The sequence below is a fragment of the Pseudoalteromonas sp. GABNS16E genome (assembly GCF_028598715.1).
In the GTDB taxonomy this organism is placed as follows: Bacteria; Pseudomonadota; Gammaproteobacteria; order Enterobacterales; family Alteromonadaceae; genus Pseudoalteromonas; species Pseudoalteromonas atlantica.
On sequence record NZ_JAQREZ010000004.1, the window covers coordinates 119,829 to 137,250 of the forward strand.

Below are 17,422 nucleotides of genomic sequence, written 5' to 3' on the forward strand. Positions count from 1 at the left end.
TGCAATAAGCATTTGGTTTTTAAACATCCAAACGTAAACCAGGATCCTGCTTAATTTTTTCTATTACCATGTAAGTATGGTGAGTACCTACTCCCGGAATATCGACCAAGTCTCCTAGCACCTGTCGATACTCATCCATATCCGAGACCCTAATTTTTAGCAGGTAGTCGTACCCTCCCGCTACCATATCGCACTCTACAACTTGCTCAATTTTAAGTATATGCTCTTTAAATACTTTAAAAACGGCCGTGTTAGATGTCACCAGCGATACTTGCACATGCGCTACTAAGCTCTGATTCAGCTTTTGTTCGCTAAGCTTTGCAAAGTACCCTTCTATATAGCCTTCTTGCTCTAAACGTTTTACACGGTCAAGGCATGGACTAGGACTTAAATTAACCTGCTTTGCTAGGTTAACATTAGAAATTCTGCCGTTCTTTTGAAGAACGTCTAATATTGCTAAATCGATACGATCAAGCAGGCGTAATCTATTTGGACTTGTCATACAGAATTTTATACGGATAAGTTGAAAATATGCCCTGTAAATTATCGTAAATCGTGAAATTTAACCAGCATATTCTGCTGAAATTTAATTAGAATGCACGCATTACATCACTGGTAATTTATTGGTAGCAAAGTTGCTTTAGCTCAACAGCCCAAGCACATAAATTTTGTTCTACTATTTACATATTAACATTCCTAAGGGTTGCTTATGTTATTCAATGGCGATTTGACAACAACCTGTCCTACAAGACAGAAAATTCGTGATTTTTACCGCATTGATGAAAATGCTGTTATTGATCATATTTTACCACTTGCAGAAGTGGGTGTTAAAGCACGAAGCCGTGCATGGGAAAGAGCTCGCCAGATTGTTTTAAACATTCGAAAAGATCAAGACGGTCAAAGCGGTGTAGACGCACTTTTAAATGAATTCTCACTCTCTAGTGAGGAAGGTGTAGTGTTAATGTGTTTGGCCGAAGCCCTACTTCGCGTACCAGACAAAGCCACGCAAGATACGTTAATTCGTGACAAGCTTGCTAAAGGTGATTGGAGTTCTCATTTAGGAAGCAGCGATTCTTTATTCGTTAATGCTTCTTCGTGGGGATTATTAGTAACCGGTAAAATGGTTAACTACACAGATAAAACCAAAGAACAGCAATTTGGCATGCTTAAAAAGACCATAGGTCGTTTAGGCGAGCCTGTGATTCGCAAGTCTGTAAACTTTGCCATGAAAATTATGGGTAAGCAGTTCGTTATGGGTCGCACCATTGACGAAGCCATTGAACGCGCTGCTGAAAAAGAGCAAAAAGGCTACGTTTACTCATACGACATGTTAGGCGAAGGCGCGCGCACAATGAAAGATGCCAAGCGTTACTTCGACAGCTATATGAACGCAATCCATGCAATTGGTAAAGCGGCAAATGGCCGTGGCCCAGTTAAAAGCCCAGGTATTTCAGTTAAACTTTCTGCTATTCATCCACGTTATGAGTTCACGCATAAAGACCGCGTAATGGCCGAAATTGTACCTAAACTGAAAGAGCTCGCGCTTGCTGCTAAAAAATACGACATTGGCTTTACGGTTGATGCTGAAGAAGCTGACCGCTTAGATATTTCGTTAGATGTTATAGAAGCGGTATTTAGCGATGAAGATTTAGGTAACTGGCAAGGTTTTGGTTTAGCCGTACAAGCATACCAAAAGCGCGCTATTTTTGTTATTGAATGGGTAACTGAACTTGCTACTTGTGTAGGCCGTAAAATGATGGTTCGCCTTGTAAAAGGTGCCTACTGGGATACAGAAATTAAAACCACGCAACAAGATGGTTTAGAGCACTACCCAGTATTTACGCGTAAAGCAACTACCGATGTATCTTACAAAGCTTGTGCTATTAGAATGCTAGAAGCACGCGATGTACTGTACCCGCAATTTGCAACACACAACGCTTACACTGCAGCCACTATTTTAGAAGTTGCTAAAGGCGATAACACCGGATTTGAATTCCAGCGTTTACACGGTATGGGCGAATCTTTATTTGACCAAATCGTAAATGAAGAAAAAATTCAATGCCGTGTTTATGCACCCGTTGGCCAGCACGAAGACCTACTTGCCTACTTAGTACGTCGTTTACTAGAAAATGGCGCTAACTCATCGTTTGTAAACGCCATTGTAGATACCACTAAACCTGTTGAGTCGCTATTACCTGATCCAGTAGAAACACTGCAAGGTTTACGTAATAAGTACAATACGCAAATTAAAATGCCAATCGACTTATACGGCGATGAACGTGCTAACTCTAAAGGCATGGACTTAACCGATATTAATGTAATTACGCCATTCAAAGAAAACCTTGAAAACTGGTTTAACGATCACTTAATTGATCAAAGCCAAGTACCTGAAGGCGCATTAGCAGTTAAAAACCCAGCTAATCACAACGAAATCATCGGCCACGTTAAACTCCAATCTGGCGATGAGATGAAAGACATTTTGGCCAATGCAGAAGCGGCGTTTGAGTCATGGTCGCAAACATCTGTAAAAGAGCGTGCTAATTTATTACGCCGCGTGGCAGATATTCTAGAGCGTCACCACGACGAGCTCGTCGCTATTTGTATTAAAGAAGCCGGTAAAATTGCGCAAGATGGTATTGACGAAGTACGTGAAGCCGTTGATTTTTGTCGTTACTATGCGGCACGTGCAGAAGAACTTGCAAGCGATGAGCGCTTTGAAGCACGCGGTGTAATTTTATGTATTAGCCCGTGGAACTTCCCGCTTGCTATTTTCTTAGGTCAGGTGGCCGCTGCGATAGTGACTGGTAATACTGTTATTGCAAAACCTGCAGAGCAAACAAGCTTAATTGCACTTCGCGCTATTGAGTTAATGCTTTCGGTTGGCTTACCAGAGCATGTAGTACAGCCGGTAATTGCCCGTGGTTCTGAGGTAGGTAAAACAATTGTACCTGATGAGCGTATTCAGGCTGTTATGTTTACCGGTTCTACAGAAACAGGCACACTGATTTCACAAACACTGGCTGCGCGTAACGATATTCAAGTACCGTTAATTGCAGAAACCGGTGGCCAAAACTGTATGATTGTGGATTCAACAGCGCTGCCAGAGCAAGTTGTTGATGATGTAATAAGCTCAGGTTTCCAAAGCGCAGGTCAGCGTTGTTCAGCACTGCGTGTATTGTTTATACAAGAAGATGTAGCCGATGGCATTATAGAAATGCTTAAAGGCGCACTCGCCGAGCTGCATATTGGCGACCCGTCATTACTTTCTACCGATGTAGGCCCTGTAATTGATGAAAAAGCCCTTAAAACGCTAAATGATCATGTTGAATACTTAAAAGGTAATGCAACACTTCATTACGAGTGTAAGATCCCTGATAACACCGAAAATGGCGCCTACTTTTTTGCGCCTCGTTTATACGAAATCGAAGATTTATCAGTACTTAAACGTGAAGTATTTGGTCCATGTGTGCACATTGTTCGCTTTAAAGCGAATGATATCGACAACGTGATTGACCAAATTAACAACACAGGTTATGGCTTAACCATGGGTGTTCACTCACGTATTGAAGAGCGTTGTGAGTACCTAGCTAAAATGTCGCGTGCGGGTAACGTATATGTAAACCGCAACATGATTGGTGCCATTGTAGGTGTGCAACCATTTGGTGGCCGTGGTTTATCTGGTACTGGCCCTAAAGCCGGTGGCCCTAACTACCTGCAGCGTTTAGTAAAAGAGAAAGCATCACCTGATAACGTGCAAATGACTAACCTAACGCCAGATGAGCTTGATTTACACCATTACAGCGGTGCAAACGAGCAAGTTGAAAAGCTAATGGCTAACTCAATGCGCGATGAGAAAATTTGGCGTGCAACACCGCTAAATGACCGTGTATCGGCTGTTCGTCAGTTGCTTGCTAAAGTAGCAACGGTCGAAATTATTGATGACCTAGCGGATGATTTGGCATTAACGCTTTCAGAAGCCCGTGCACAACTTAACCGTTTAGAAAAACACATGCGTAAGTTTACCACTTTGCCTGGGCCTACTGGTGAATCAAACACCTTGCACCTTGAAGCACGTGGTTGTGTAGTATGTTATGCAGATAAAAGCACGTCATTTAACTTTTGGGCGCTTTCAATCATCACAGCACTTGCTGCAGGTAATACAGTAATTACCGTAGCATCAGAGCTATTTTACGATGAAGCGGTAGCCTTTAAAGATAAGTTTATTGCCACAGGCGTTGCTGAGGGCGTGTTCCAGGTTGCAAAACCTAATCAGCTACAAGCTATTTTGGCTCACCCTCACTTAGCGGGTGCGGTGGTTGCTGCACGTTCGTCTCGTTTAGGTTACTTCAGCCAACAACTTGCACAGCGTAAAGGTGCTATTTTGCCAGTAATTACTTCAGAGTATTACGATACGTTAATTAAGCGCTTAATTACTGAAAAAACGATCAGTATAGATACTACCGCATCTGGTGGTAATACTTCACTGATGACCCTAGTAGAAGATGACGAATAGCCCATCTAGTACTAATTAACTAAAAATGTAAAAAAAGGCACTTAAAAGTGCCTTTTTTTTTACCCTGCAACGTATAATGATGCTAATTTAAACAAAGACCCATTACAGAAGTAAAAAAATTGAAAGTTATCTCTATTTCGTAATTACAGCCTGGCATGTTTGTTCAAAGTGTTACAAAACAAACTGGGCGCATTAAAATTAAAAACCAAGGCTGGGTTAAAACTCAGGCGAGTATCGATAAGCTCAAAAAAGCGGGCATTTTAGAAATAGAGATAGATCCAGATAAAACATTAACTACACCCGAGCCCGACACTCAAGCCCCAGCGCCTAAGGCAGAGATTAAAAAGCGCGACCCTTGGCTTAAAGTTCATAGTAGCGAACAAGAAATGGGCAAAGCTAAAAAGCTCTACGACGAAGCTAAAACACTTCAACAAAAGGCCTTTGGCGATATAAAAGCGGGTAGAGATATAGACATAGCGCCTTTTAAAGAGCTTGCCAGTGGCTTTATGGACTCTATTTTTAGAAACCAAGATGCCCTAGCCTGCTTAACGCAAATGCGCCAAAAAGATGCTTACTTACTTGAGCACTCTATCAACGTTTCTATTTTAATGGGTATTTTTGCAAAGCACTTAGGCATAGAGCGCGACATTATTGTAGAGCTCACTACAGGTGCTTTGTTACATGACATAGGAAAAATTAAAATTCCTGACGAAGTGCTCAATAAACCGGGCCGCTTTAGTGATGACGAATTTAAAATTATGCAAAACCATGCTCTGTATTCTAAGCAAATTTTGGAAGAAGCAGGGTTAACGGGAATTGCTGTAGACATTGCCGGCTTACACCATGAACGCTTAGACGGAAAAGGCTATCCGTTTGCCAAAAAAGGTGATGAGATAAGCCAATACGTACGTATGGCGTCAATTGTAGATGTATATGATGCACTTACGGCAGAGCGGGTATATAAAGCCGGTATGGAGCCTATAAAAGCGTTTAAAATTTTAAAAGATGGTTGCCCTGATAGCTTTGATGGTGAGCTACTTACTAAATTTATCCAATGTATTGGCATTCACCCAGTAGGCACCTTAGTGCGCTTATCTAGCCAAAAAGTAGGATTGGTTACACAGAGTAACCCTGAAACACCTTTAAAGCCGGTGGTTAAAACATTTTATAGTGCTAAGCACGGTCGCTACACGGAAATGCAAGATATAAACTTGGCAAATAAAAAAACAGCCGACAAGCTCGAATTAACTGTTAAGCCGACCGACTACAACATTGATTTAGAGCGCTTTTACAAAAACGCTATTTTACCTTGAGTTAAAAAGTAAAGCCGCAGTTTTGCGGCTTTACTTTATTAGCTGCGCTTTATTGCGGCCAATCCTGCAAAGCTTTAATACTGAATTCATAACCATCAAAATCAAGTACACTTTGCTCTGGGGTAATTTCGCGCACTTTTAGTGCCCCTATGCTCTCCCCTTCGTGTAGCTCTCTGCCATTAAGCTTTATCCAGCGTTTATCTGCACTTGAAGAGTATATATGTGCTTGGTATTTAATGCTTGGCAGCATGGCTTGTAAGCCATCAGGTAATAGCTCAACCGGTTTAACTCGAGATGAACTGCGTGAGGCCTGCGTTACTTCGTAATCTTGTTCTTGCTCCGAGTCTTTTATCGCTTGCGCAAAGGCATCTTTTAATTTACTCGGTACAGCATCAAGCTCCGGACTACTTTGCGGCGCTTGCGTGCTTGGGGTATTTTCACCATTCAGTGGTTTTCCAAGCACTTTATACTTGCTCATATCTAAACCTGCTGAGCTTGTATTTTGTGCTTGCGGCTGCATAAATTGCGTGTTTTGGCCGTGTGCATTATAAGCAAGTGGATTATAGCTTTGCGTATTAGGTAGCTGTGCATTGTAAGTTTGCTGATTAAACGCATTTTGATTATACCCGTTAGCATTTATAGGGGTTTGCACATTGTAACCTGGTTGCTGCTGCGCCGGATTATCATTAATAGGGATATACTGCCCTTGTGGGGTAAGCAACATTTTTTGTACCCCGGTAGGTGTTTGTACATACACCAACTGCCCTTCAATCGTTGCTTTATTACTATTTTTTTCAGCCTCTGAAGACGGTGATGTTACAGGCTTTTCGGATTTATTTTGCGCTGTAGTTGGCTCATCTGTTACTGCTTGTTTTTGTTTTTTGCTATCAGTGCTAACAACGTCAACCGGCTGGCTTGTTTTTAATAGTGCGCTGCTTTGAAACCACTTACCCGCTGTAAAGCCACCCGCTATGGCAATAAATGCTGCAATTGCGCCGCCAAGTAGCCACACCATTTTTTTATAGCGCGTAAGTGCTTGCTGCTGTTTTAACTGCGCTGACTGCAAATCATATTGCTCGGCGCTCATACCTGCTTGTTGAGATTGCTTTAATGCATCTAATAAATAAGACATAAATTACCTAACTATATAATAAACGACATGCCAACACCTACTGCAAACAAAGCAGCAAATGCTAAGTAATAATAAACACGGCCAGTGGATTTAGGCGCATTATTCTGCGCAGCCACAAAGTCCATAGGCAGTGATTCTTGGGCTGATTGTTTTATAATATCACTATCAACAATAAGCTGCTGCTTAGAAAAAGCCCCGACTAACGCGCGCTCACAGACTAAATTCATTAAGCGTGGAATGCCGCCAGTTAACTGATGTACAGCTTGCATAGCATCGAGCGAAAAAACGCCTTTATCACACCCGGCAATATGTAAACGATGCTTTATATACGCAACTGTTTGCCCTTGGGTGAGCGGTAATAAATGATACCGTGCTGTAATTCGCTGGGCTAACTGCCTAAGCTCAGTACGTTTTAATAATGCCTGAAGCTCTGGTTGACCCACTAAGACTATTTGTAGCAGTTTTTTATGATCAGTTTCTATGTTAGTTAATAGTCGTAATTGCTCAAGCACATCGGGGGCAAGGAGCTGCGCTTCATCAATAATTAAAATTGTGTGCCCGCCCGCTTTGTTATTAGCCTCTAGGTGCTGCTTAATAATGTCGGTTAAACTTTTAAGGGTGGCATTTTGGGCATCGTAAGTAATGTTTAGCTCATCACAAATACTGGCCAAAAGTTCAAGCTCCGACAGTGCCGGATTATGGATCATTGCAACTTGAGTGTTCTCTGGCAGTTGCTCTAACATACTGCGGGTAATGGTGGTTTTGCCTGTTCCCACTTCGCCGGTTAGCAATACAAACCCGCCATCTTCGCCTAAACCATAGGTTAAGTGGGCAAGTGCCTCTTTGTGGCGTTCGCTTAAAAATAAATAATGGGGGTTGGGCGAGATCGAAAATGGCTTTTCGCTCAAGCCAAAGTAGCTTAAATACACCGCAATGTTCCTTCGTCATTAAAACTCGGCCTATAATGGCAAAAAAAACGACAAAGTAACAACGTTGTATGCGCTTTATTATTGAAATAACGTAAATTTATGTAAAACAAAAAAACGCCGCTAAATTTAGCGGCGCTTTTGTATTAAAGCTAAGTGCTTGGCTATTTTATTTTACTTAGTTTTCGTAACGCACCAAACGTAAATACACGTCACTGGTTTTAGCATGTAAGCTATTAAGCCCACTATCAAACTGGTAAACCCATGCTGAGCTCATCGTGCTTACCCCTGAGGTATTACTCCAGTAGTTTTGCAATTTAGTGCCTAAAAACACCTCTTCGTTAATACTTGGCTCGGTGCAGCTGTGCTCTAAAATACTGGCAAGCTCTTTAATATTAGGCACCTGCCAATCGTCGTAATCGGCAGTGGTGTCGTTTTCTGCGCCTCTAAGTGCTTCTTGCCAATTAAGTGACGGAGAAGAGCCTGTACATGTTTCAGTGTCGCTATCGTAAACTTGTCCGTAGCTACAACGTTGCCACATTAGGCCTGTTTCTGTATCTAACACTGTGCCATCCTCATTAAGGGTGAAGCGAGTGGTTGGTGTTGTTGTATCCGCCCCGTCGTAACACGTTTGCGCTGCGGCTAGTTGAAAGCTTGCGCTAAATACAGCCATTGAAAATAGTAAGCATGTTTTCATGATTTTCTCCTATCGGCTTCTGACTAAACGTACATACGCGTATTTTTCTTTCGGGTAGGCTAAGTCATTCCCGTTGCTCATATCGATAATGTACGCTTGCGATAAGCTGGTACCATCGGCTGCAGTTTGTGATGTCCAGTACGGTAAATTCACATCATCTATAGCGCCTGCTTCTGGCATATTTGGAAAAAACGCTTCATCAATTAATACGTTTTCGCCCTGCTTGCCATAATCTATTAAGCTCAACAGCTCAGTGTAAGTTGGTAAGCGCCAATTGGTACCGCCGCAAAAATCTAAGTCGTTCACTTCATTTATATAGGTTTGCACACCACAGCTTGTATCATCTGGACAGGTGGTATTAGCGGTACTGGTATCGGTAAAGGTTGTCGTGCCTAAATCCCAAAAGTAATGATTTTGGCCATCGCGTAAGGTGGTATTAGGTAATGTACCTGACTCTACACTTTTCACTTCCCACACAAGCCCCGTTACGTTGTCGCGTATACAAGTAAAGTCGTCACTATCATCCGCGACTTCATCAGCAAACTGATTTAGCTTAGTGTAGTCAAACGCAAGGTTACCTTGGCCTGCTTTATCGAGTTGGTTGGCAAAGCTGTCTCGGCCAAGCTCTGCATCTTGACCCGGAAAGTCACTACTTTGGCAATTGATACGTTGGGTATTGTTATAACACTCGCCTAGGCCACTGTCGTTAATTAGCCCTAGTGCTTTTGGTGATACGTCAATAAATACAGTATCGGTGTCAGTGCGCCCTTTAGAATCAGTAACAGTGACTTCAAAGCTCAATGTGGTATCTAAATCAACGTCGGAGGCAAAAAATGTCGTGGTACATTGGCTAGTATTTGCCAGCGTTTCGGCATTGCCTGTTAATTGTTGCCAGCTACATGAAAACGTATCTGTTAGGGTGTCACTTTCACTTGCATCTAAGGTCACTTCCTCAAATTCTTCAACGTTTTGGTCATCTCCGGCATTGGCCACAACCAGCTCGTCTGTTTTATTTAATGTCATACTGTATTCAGTACTTGCCTCGCCGCCCTCGTCGTCGGTAACGCTTAATTGCCATATTAAATTAGTATTTGATTCAAGCAGCGGATGGCTAAAACTTACCGTAGAGTTGTCAAAGTCGGTTACATCTAAATCAGGGCCTGAAATTAATTGCCACTGATAGCTATTAATTTGGCCATTTTCATCAGGGTCGCTCGACTCTTCAGCACTTAACGTTACGGTGTCGTTATAGGTTGAAGGCAGTGTTTCTGGGGCTGTTTGACTAACAACAGCAAGCGGTAATTGATTACTTGAGGTAATAAATATGCTCACGTTGTCACTAACTAAGCTGCCATTATCTGTTTGATAGCTTACAGATAGAACAAGTTCACTGTCGGCTTTAACATCGGGCGCAGTAATTGTTTGCTCTGCACCTTCAAGCGGGAAGCCGTCCACAGATGGGCCACTAACGCGCTGCCAAGTAAAGGTACCGTCGGCTGGTGAGCCTTGTGCGGTGATTGTAAACTCTGTTTTTTCTACAACTTGTAGATCGGTTCCGGCATTAACCGTGGTTTCAACAGCAGAGTCTTCATTACCGCCGCCTCCACCGCCACAGGCAGCCAATAAAAAACAAGATATAAGGGGAGTAAAAGCAAACGCTTTCATAAAACGCACCTATAATGTCAAATAATTACTATAGTGTAATCACTAGCAATAAAGATGCCATTTAGAGTTATACCAATTCGCTTAATTAAGTGCTCCATTTTGAGGCTGGAAAACGTGTTGGTAGCTAGGCAAAAAATTCTCTAGTCAGTTGTTCTATATGAGAACTTTTTAACACGTTTAGCCTCGCAAAATGATTAAGCATGATTGTGGATTGGTATTACATATACGTATCTTGATGAATACGCACAAACAGCTTAGTGCCTATTTTTGAGTAATCTACTTTGTATTCACGCCCATCAAGCGCCTGAATAAACAACAGCTGTTTTTCTTCACCAAAAATATCAGCGCTACTTACATTAACAATTTCAAGGTATCGCTCTTTGGCATCACGCCGGTTTTTAGGTAGATCCTCTTTAAATGGCTCCAAACCATTTTGAGTTACCTTTATACGTGGGTGCTGCTCTGCATTTACAATGACTAGATCAAGCTTTTTATCTTTATGGATGATGGTGTTGCGACCACTCTTTATAAAAGATCGTTCTTGGCTCATTATTTTTCCTACTATCGCATTTAGTGTCCAACTTGCGATGCTATAAACCGTTCAGGTGCGCGTTTCCATTTATTTAAATCGGCACTGAACGACCAAATGTCTGTCTCTAATACACTTGCGGGTAACAGTAAATTATATCCCGTTAACAACTCAAGGTGCTTGGCTCTGTTAGCAAACATAGCTATAAGTCCAGTATAGCTAAATCCTTTAGGTGAGGTGTATTGTGTCTCTTCTATTAACCATTCTGATGGGCAATTGCCATTTTTGCAATGTTTTTGAACAGCTTGCATAAATAAATTACGCTGCTCTATCAGTAGTTTTCCGGCAATGCGTGGGTGTATAGCGCTTAAAAATTCGTCCATATCATTAAGTTTTAAACCTACTGCGTTTAATTCAAGGTATTCAAGGCCGTCAGCCACCTTAGGAATACCGCTGTGGTGTAAGTTACTAACATGTAACTGCCACTGGCCATACTTATGCTGATACACAAGTAAGGACTCACTAAGCAGTAAACTGTAATAAGGTTCCTGTGTTTTTAAAAAACCAATAAAAATAGCAGCTATGCACATGCTTACTAAAAAAATTTCTATTAAGCTAATTTCACCCGGGCGCAGTAAATTAAACAGCATAATAAATACCAAACCTACGCTGCCTACAGTAAGTACTTCAATGCCATTGCGCGCCCCTTGCGCCCTGTATTTTATTATTGAACTTGGCTTACCCATATTGGTAAAAAGCCATATAAAATAAAAACATAACAATACCCCAAAGTATTATTTTTCTCATTGTTAAACAGGTTTTACACTGCGGTGGTTGCTTCATCGTTTTATCATAATTTTAGTGTTAAATGGGAACAAGTAATTAGTCTCATAAATTTTTACGCCTAACGCACAAATTTATGAGACACATAACCGCCTTTTCACGGTCTTATTTCGTACAATACTTACAATTTATTTTCAGGTATGAAAACGATGTATTCAAAACAGTCAGGTAAAGCTCTTTTTCCATTTTTAATTACGCTTCTTGTTATTTTAAGTGTGTACTTATATTTGCCATCTAGCCATGGTGAACAATCTAATTCAAGTGATACACCCACACAGGTAATGGCTCATACAGTATCGTCTCAAGAAAACACTGTTATGATTGAAGCCATAGGCAGTGCACGCGCAAACCAAGCAATTTATATAAAAAGCGCACAAAGCGATTATGTTACACACATATATTTTGAAGATGGCGACTTAGTAAGTAAAGGCCAACGCCTTGTGCAGCTGCAAAATCAGCAAGAACAATACGCTGTAAAAGAGCTAGGCATTAACTTAAAAGAAGAAAAACGTCAGTTAAGCCGCCTTACTGAGCTTTCTCGTACGCAATCTACCGCTAAATCATTATTAGAAGAGCAGCTTTCTCGCGTAGATGCCACGCAAGCCCAACTAGAAAGCGCTAAAACCAAACTTGATGAAATGCTAATTACCGCACCGTTTTCTGGCTTATTAGGCAAACGAGAAGTGTCGGTTGGTGCTTATGTAAGTAGCGATACAATTATTACAACGCTTGATGATATTAGTATTATAAAAGTTGACTTTAAAGTTCCTGAAAAATATTTATCTCAACTTAACCTAGGCATGAAAGTACATACTCAAAACGATGCCTACCCAGGGCGCACTTTCACCGGCAAAGTGACCCATATTAGTTCTCGTATCGACTCGATTACTCGCAGTGTAGAAGTAACCGCAAGCTTTGCTAATAAATCCGGGCTATTACGCCCTGGTATGCTTTTAAACACCGCTTTGGAGCTTAGTAGTAATCAGGCGCTTATGGTGCCAGAAAAAGCCGTGATCCCACTGCAAGATAAACATTTTGTATACCAAGTAAAAGAGGGTATTGCCAACAAGGTAGAAGTGCATGTTGCAAGCAGAAATAACGGCTGGGTAGCGATTGATGAAGGCCTTAGCGATGGCGAGCAAGTGATTACCGAAGGCATTATTAAAATTCGCCCTGGTAGCAAAGTAAGTGTTGAGGGTTAATCGGTGAAAATTACAGATACGAGTGTTAAACGCCCTGTTTTTGCCATAGTAATTAACTTACTACTGCTAACATTTGGCTTGGTGGCTTTTTCGATGCTACCACTTAGAGAATACCCCGATATTGAAACCCCTATTGTTAGTATTAGTACTGACTACACTGGTGCTTCGGCAGAAATAGTCGAGACAAAAATAACGCAAATATTAGAAAACCGGATATCGGGTATTGAAGGCATTAAAAGTATTAATTCTTCAAGCAGAAATGGGCGCTCTAATATCGTTATTGAGTTTGATATAAGCCGTGATATTGACGCAGCCTCAAACGATGTACGAGAGCGAGTTGCTCGCGCACTAGACAACCTACCAGAGCAAGTGCGCCCACCAGAGGTGTCTAAGTCAAACAGCGACGAGAGCCCTATTGCTTGGTTTGTACTTAACAGTGAAACCATGAACTCGCTGCAATTGAGCGATTATGCACAGCGCTTTATTGTCGACCGATTAGCCGTTGTAGATGGCGTTTCAAATGTACGTATTGGTGGTGAGCGCCAATACGCCATGAAAATTTGGCTAAACCGCCAAGCCATGGCCGCTCGTGGGATCACTTCGAGTGATATCGAAAACACCCTACGCAGTGAAAACGTAGAGCTACCAGCAGGTGAAATTGAATCTATCGACCGCGATTTTACCGTACGAACAGCGCGTAGCTATAAAGACCAACGTGATTTTCAAAACTTAGTTATTAAACGTGGTGAAGACGGCTACCTTGTGCGTTTAGGTGAAGTTGCCGATGTACATTTAGAAGCCGCCGACGATGAAAGCCTGTTCCGTGGTAACGGCCGTAACATGATTGGCCTTGGCATAGTAAAGCAAGCTAAAGCAAACACCTTAACAGTGGTAGACAACGCCCGCAGTGAACTTGAAAAAATAAAACGTAATTTGCCAGAGGGCACCACTATTCAAGACAGCTACGACTCGTCTATTTTTATTAAAGAGTCAATCAACGAAGTATATAGCACGCTTGCCATTTCTATGGGGTTAGTGGTGTTAATAATATTTATCTTTTTAGGTAATATTCGCGCTACGCTTATCCCCGCCGTTACTGTGCCTGTAGCACTTGTTGGCAGCTTTATGTTTTTACTTGCCATGGGTTATTCAATCAACTTATTAACCTTACTTGCGCTGGTATTAGCAATTGGCCTAGTCGTAGATGACGCCATTGTAATGCTTGAAAATATTCACCGTCGGATTGAGCTTGGCGAGCCTCCCTTATTAGCAGCCTTTAGAGGTGCCCGCGAAGTAGGCTTTGCAATTATTGCGACAACGCTTGTGCTTATTTCGGTGTTTGTACCTTTAGTATTTATGGATGGGCGAATTGGCGCCTTGTTTACAGAGTTTGCAATGGCTGTAAGTGCCGCGGTGTTTTTCTCTAGTATTACTGCCCTTACGCTCTCGCCAGCGCTGTGCTCTAAAGTTTTAAAAGCGTCAGAAAAAGAAAGTAAATTTAGCCAATGGATGGACCGTGTTTTTAGCAAAGTTGAAAACAGTTACCGCCAATCGCTTACCTCAAATATGACCAAAAAATGGGGCTTAATGATAAGCCTAGTACTTGCTGGTTTTGTTAGCTACTCGTTGTTTTTGCAAGTGCCCTCTGAGCTTACGCCAAAAGAAGACCGCGGTACCTTTTTTATTATGATGAGCGGCCCTGAAGGCGCAAGTTATGAAAATAACGCAGCCAATATGGCTAAAATAGAAGAGCGCCTGCTTCCTTACTCAGAAGCTGGCGAATTAAGCCGTGTTTTAGTGCGCGTACCGGGCTGGGGCGGCAGTGGTGGTGTTGCTATCGTTGGCATGGCCGATTGGGATAAGCGCAAGCGTTCTACCTGGGAAGTTATGGACGAAATAAGCGCCAAAATGACCGAAGTAACTGACGTCCGTGCCTTTGCTATTATGCGCCGTGGTATTGGCGGTGGTGGCTCTTCTCGCCCGATTGAGTTTGTACTACAAGGTAACGATTACGAACAACTTGCTGATTGGCGCGACCGCATTATAGAGCGCGCAGAAAAAAATCCAGGCTTGGTAAGAATCGATCACGACTATAAAGAAACCTTTCCACAATTTTTAGTCAGCATAGATAAAAACAAAGCCGCCGATTTAGGTGTGTCAGTATCAGATGTAGGCACCACGCTAGAAACCATGTTAGGACAGCGCCGTGTTACCACCTTTATTGACCGTGGTGAAGAATACGATGTAATTTTAAAAGGCACTAAACAAGACTTTACAAACCCTACTGATATTTCAAATATTTACCTTAAATCACGCAGTGGTGAACTGGTCCCGCTAGATAGCCTTATAAGCTTAAAAGAAGAGGCCACAGCATCGCGCTTAAACCGTTATAACCGAATGCGCGCCATCACACTAAGCGCTAATCTTGCGGACGGCTATACACTGGAACAAGCACTTAACTTTTTAAACAAAGTAGCTGCAGAAGAAAACGACATTGACGGCGCTGTAGATTATAAAGGTGAATCACAATTATATTACGAAGGCGCATCGGCCATGACCTATGTATTTGTGCTTGCCCTAACTGTGACCTTTTTAGTTTTAGCTGCGCAATTTGAAAGCTTTATGCACCCGTTTGTCATTATGCTAACAGTACCACTTGGCCTAATGGGCGCTATGTTTGGCCTATGGGCAACGGGCTTAACGCTTAATATTTATAGCCAAATTGGTATTGTAATGCTGATAGGTTTAAGCGCTAAAAATGGTATTTTAATAGTCGAATTTACCAACCAACTGCGTGATAAAGGCGTAGAATTTAGCGAGGCTATTTTGCAAGCGGCCACTCAGCGCCTGCGCCCAATAATAATGACCTCTCTGACTACGGTAATGAGCGCAGTGCCTTTAGTATTGGCATCAGGCCCAGGCGCAGAGAGCCGCATGGTAATTGGTGTGGTGGTATTTACAGGGGTTATTGTATCAACATTGCTAACGCTTTATGTTGTGCCTGCGGCGTATTATGCCCTAGCCCGCAACACACAGTCGCCAGAGTTTTTACAGCAAAAATTAAATAAGCAAGCCGACTCTCACCCGCTAAAAGACAGCGAAGAAATTTAACTGAGCTTACACTGCGCCGTAACTTGCTGTTACGGCGTATTCAATTTATGCTCGCCTTAATACTGTAACAGACATAATTAGGACAACTTATGAGCACATCAACACAACTAGCAACATTTGGTGGAGGCTGTTTTTGGTGTATAGACGCTGCATTCAGACGAGTAAAAGGTGTACTAAACGTAAGCTCAGGTTACACCGGCGGCCATACAGACAACCCCACGTATAAATCAGTCTGCTCTGGTACAACAGGCCATGCTGAGGTTGTGCAACTGGAATTTGACAGCGCTGTAGTGAGTTTTGAAACACTGCTTAGCATGTTTTTTACGTTACACGATGCCACGCAATTAAATCGCCAAGGTAACGATATTGGCACACAGTATAGAAGTGTTGTTTATTACCACAACGATGCGCAATTAAATAAAACCAATGAGATGATAGACCAGCTACAAAACCATATTAGCGAGCCAATAGTGACAGAGGTTAGCCCTGCTACCACATATTACCCAGCAGAGCATTATCATCAAGATTACTACAACGAAAACCCACAGCAGGGTTACTGTAGTATTTTAATTGCGCCTAAATTACACAAGTTTGAAACTGTATTTAAAGAGTTTTTAGCTGACTAGCTAATTTGCGTTGTTAAAATAATTCTAATACCAATCCGCATAATTAAGTGATCTATTTTGAGGATGGATAAACGTGTTGATAGCAAGGCAAAAAATTCGCTATTTAGTTGTTCTAAATGAGAATTTTTTAACGCAGATAGCGACACATTTAGCCCCTGAAAATGATTAAGTATTAATGCGAATTGGTATAAATACACATTAAAAAGCCCGATATAAATCGGGCTTTTGTATATTAAAAAATGTCTTGTCCTGAAATGTGTTTACACATTTAGGACTTATTTTATGAAAACCACTAAAACTAAAGACGTTAAGCGTACTCAGCGAGATTATACATTAGGCTTTAAATTATCTATTGTTGAGCAAGTAGAAAAAGGCGACTTCACCTATAAACAAGCGCAAAGTCATTACGGTATTCAAGGCCGCAGTACCGTTCTGGTATGGCTGCGAAAACATGGTAAATTAGATTGGTCTAAACCAACTTATATAGCCAACATGCCTAAATCGAAAGAAACCCCAGCACAAAAAATTAAACGTTTAGAGCGCGAGATAGAAGAGTTACGCCTAAAGGATTTAATCAAAGATGAAATGATTAATATTATGGATGAAGAATATGGAGCGGGCTTGCGAAAAAAGTACATATCCGAGCTATCACGCGCGCAAAAGAAAACCATCAAATAAAGCTTACTCCGTTATGCCGTGCATATGGCGTAACGCGACAAGGTTACTATCAAGCTATGCGCAGAATAGATGCTCGGAATAAAGAATTGGAGCCAGTCAAAGAATTAGTGATGTACTGGCGGCAATTCATGCCTCGTATTGGTGGGAAGAAACTTTATCTGATGATAAAGCCAGACCTGCAAGAGCG

The 17,422-nt window shown here is 41.8% G+C and carries 12 protein-coding genes and 1 pseudogene; 6 read left to right on the top strand and 7 right to left on the bottom strand.

Features of this window, described 5'->3' with window-relative positions; all coding sequences use genetic code 11:
* Positions 1–19: 19 nt before the first annotated feature.
* Positions 20–502, bottom strand: a complete 483-nt coding sequence (locus PSI06_RS03365) for a winged helix-turn-helix transcriptional regulator (RefSeq protein ID WP_004587169.1) — start codon at positions 500–502, stop codon at positions 20–22.
* A gap of 207 nt (positions 503–709) precedes the next feature.
* Here PSI06_RS03365 and putA point away from each other — a divergent pair, with 207 nt between their 5' ends.
* Together putA and PSI06_RS03375 are read left to right on the top strand one after the other, a co-directional pair.
* Positions 710–4,513 carry a bifunctional proline dehydrogenase/L-glutamate gamma-semialdehyde dehydrogenase PutA gene (putA, locus tag PSI06_RS03370; protein ID WP_273602857.1) on the top strand — a complete coding sequence of 1,268 codons (3,804 nt, stop codon included), beginning with the start codon at positions 710–712 and terminating at the stop codon, positions 4,511–4,513.
* A gap of 155 nt (positions 4,514–4,668) precedes the next feature.
* Positions 4,669–5,826 carry an HD-GYP domain-containing protein gene (locus PSI06_RS03375; protein WP_273604977.1) on the top strand — a complete coding sequence of 386 codons (1,158 nt, stop codon included), beginning with the start codon at positions 4,669–4,671 and terminating at the stop codon, positions 5,824–5,826.
* Between the two features lie 49 nt (positions 5,827–5,875).
* Here the strand turns inward: PSI06_RS03375 and PSI06_RS03380 are convergent, their stop codons facing one another.
* The 6 genes from PSI06_RS03380 to PSI06_RS03405 all read right to left on the bottom strand — a co-directional run bounded on the left by PSI06_RS03380 (position 5,876) and on the right by PSI06_RS03405 (position 11,521).
* Entirely contained in the window at positions 5,876–6,958 is a 1,083-nt protein-coding gene (locus PSI06_RS03380; protein WP_273602855.1) for a general secretion pathway protein GspB, read from the bottom strand.
* 11 nt (positions 6,959–6,969) lie between these two features.
* The gene (locus tag PSI06_RS03385) at positions 6,970–7,887 is read right to left on the bottom strand and encodes an ExeA family protein (protein WP_024034318.1); all 918 of its coding nucleotides are present in this window, start codon (positions 7,885–7,887) and stop codon (positions 6,970–6,972) included.
* 175 nt (positions 7,888–8,062) lie between these two features.
* Entirely contained in the window at positions 8,063–8,581 is a 519-nt protein-coding gene (locus PSI06_RS03390) for an Lcl C-terminal domain-containing protein (protein ID WP_273589274.1), read from the bottom strand.
* Between the two features lie 9 nt (positions 8,582–8,590).
* Positions 8,591–10,246, bottom strand: coding sequence for an Lcl C-terminal domain-containing protein (locus tag PSI06_RS03395; protein WP_273602854.1), 1,656 nt, complete (start codon positions 10,244–10,246; stop codon positions 8,591–8,593).
* Between the two features lie 217 nt (positions 10,247–10,463).
* The gene (locus PSI06_RS03400) at positions 10,464–10,796 is read right to left on the bottom strand and encodes a hypothetical protein (RefSeq protein WP_024034321.1); all 333 of its coding nucleotides are present in this window, start codon (positions 10,794–10,796) and stop codon (positions 10,464–10,466) included.
* 20 nt (positions 10,797–10,816) lie between these two features.
* Positions 10,817–11,521: a DUF2982 domain-containing protein gene (locus tag PSI06_RS03405; protein ID WP_273602853.1), complete on the bottom strand. Its 705-nt coding sequence runs from the start codon at positions 11,519–11,521 to the stop codon at positions 10,817–10,819.
* Positions 11,522–11,767: 246 nt separating this feature from the next.
* Between PSI06_RS03405 and PSI06_RS03410 the strand changes: the two genes are divergently transcribed.
* From PSI06_RS03410 to PSI06_RS03425, 4 genes and pseudogenes are all read left to right on the top strand, one after another.
* On the top strand, positions 11,768–12,820 hold the full coding sequence (locus PSI06_RS03410) for an efflux RND transporter periplasmic adaptor subunit (protein WP_055252939.1): 1,053 nt from the start codon (positions 11,768–11,770) through the stop codon (positions 12,818–12,820).
* A gap of 3 nt (positions 12,821–12,823) precedes the next feature.
* Positions 12,824–15,931 (top strand): efflux RND transporter permease subunit, encoded by a 3,108-nt coding sequence (locus tag PSI06_RS03415; RefSeq protein WP_004587179.1) that lies wholly within the window; start codon positions 12,824–12,826, stop codon positions 15,929–15,931.
* A gap of 89 nt (positions 15,932–16,020) precedes the next feature.
* Entirely contained in the window at positions 16,021–16,557 is a 537-nt protein-coding gene (gene msrA / locus PSI06_RS03420) for a peptide-methionine (S)-S-oxide reductase MsrA (RefSeq protein WP_273602852.1), read from the top strand.
* A gap of 282 nt (positions 16,558–16,839) precedes the next feature.
* Positions 16,840–17,422 (top strand): annotated as a pseudogene (locus PSI06_RS03425) (IS3 family transposase); the annotation flags it as partial.

Coding starts and splice junctions, on each gene's coding strand:
- PSI06_RS03380 (WP_273602855.1), bottom strand. CDS start 6,958: ATGTCTTATTTATTAGATGCATTAAAGCAATCTCAACAAGCAGGTATG.
- PSI06_RS03410 (WP_055252939.1), top strand. CDS start 11,768: ATGTATTCAAAACAGTCAGGTAAAGCTCTTTTTCCATTTTTAATTACG.
- msrA (WP_273602852.1), top strand. CDS start 16,021: ATGAGCACATCAACACAACTAGCAACATTTGGTGGAGGCTGTTTTTGG.
- PSI06_RS03390 (WP_273589274.1), bottom strand. CDS start 8,581: ATGAAAACATGCTTACTATTTTCAATGGCTGTATTTAGCGCAAGCTTT.
- PSI06_RS03395 (WP_273602854.1), bottom strand. CDS start 10,246: ATGAAAGCGTTTGCTTTTACTCCCCTTATATCTTGTTTTTTATTGGCT.
- PSI06_RS03405 (WP_273602853.1), bottom strand. CDS start 11,521: ATGGGTAAGCCAAGTTCAATAATAAAATACAGGGCGCAAGGGGCGCGC.
- PSI06_RS03400 (WP_024034321.1), bottom strand. CDS start 10,796: ATGAGCCAAGAACGATCTTTTATAAAGAGTGGTCGCAACACCATCATC.
- putA (WP_273602857.1), top strand. CDS start 710: ATGTTATTCAATGGCGATTTGACAACAACCTGTCCTACAAGACAGAAA.
- PSI06_RS03365 (WP_004587169.1), bottom strand. CDS start 502: ATGACAAGTCCAAATAGATTACGCCTGCTTGATCGTATCGATTTAGCA.
- PSI06_RS03375 (WP_273604977.1), top strand. CDS start 4,669: ATGTTTGTTCAAAGTGTTACAAAACAAACTGGGCGCATTAAAATTAAA.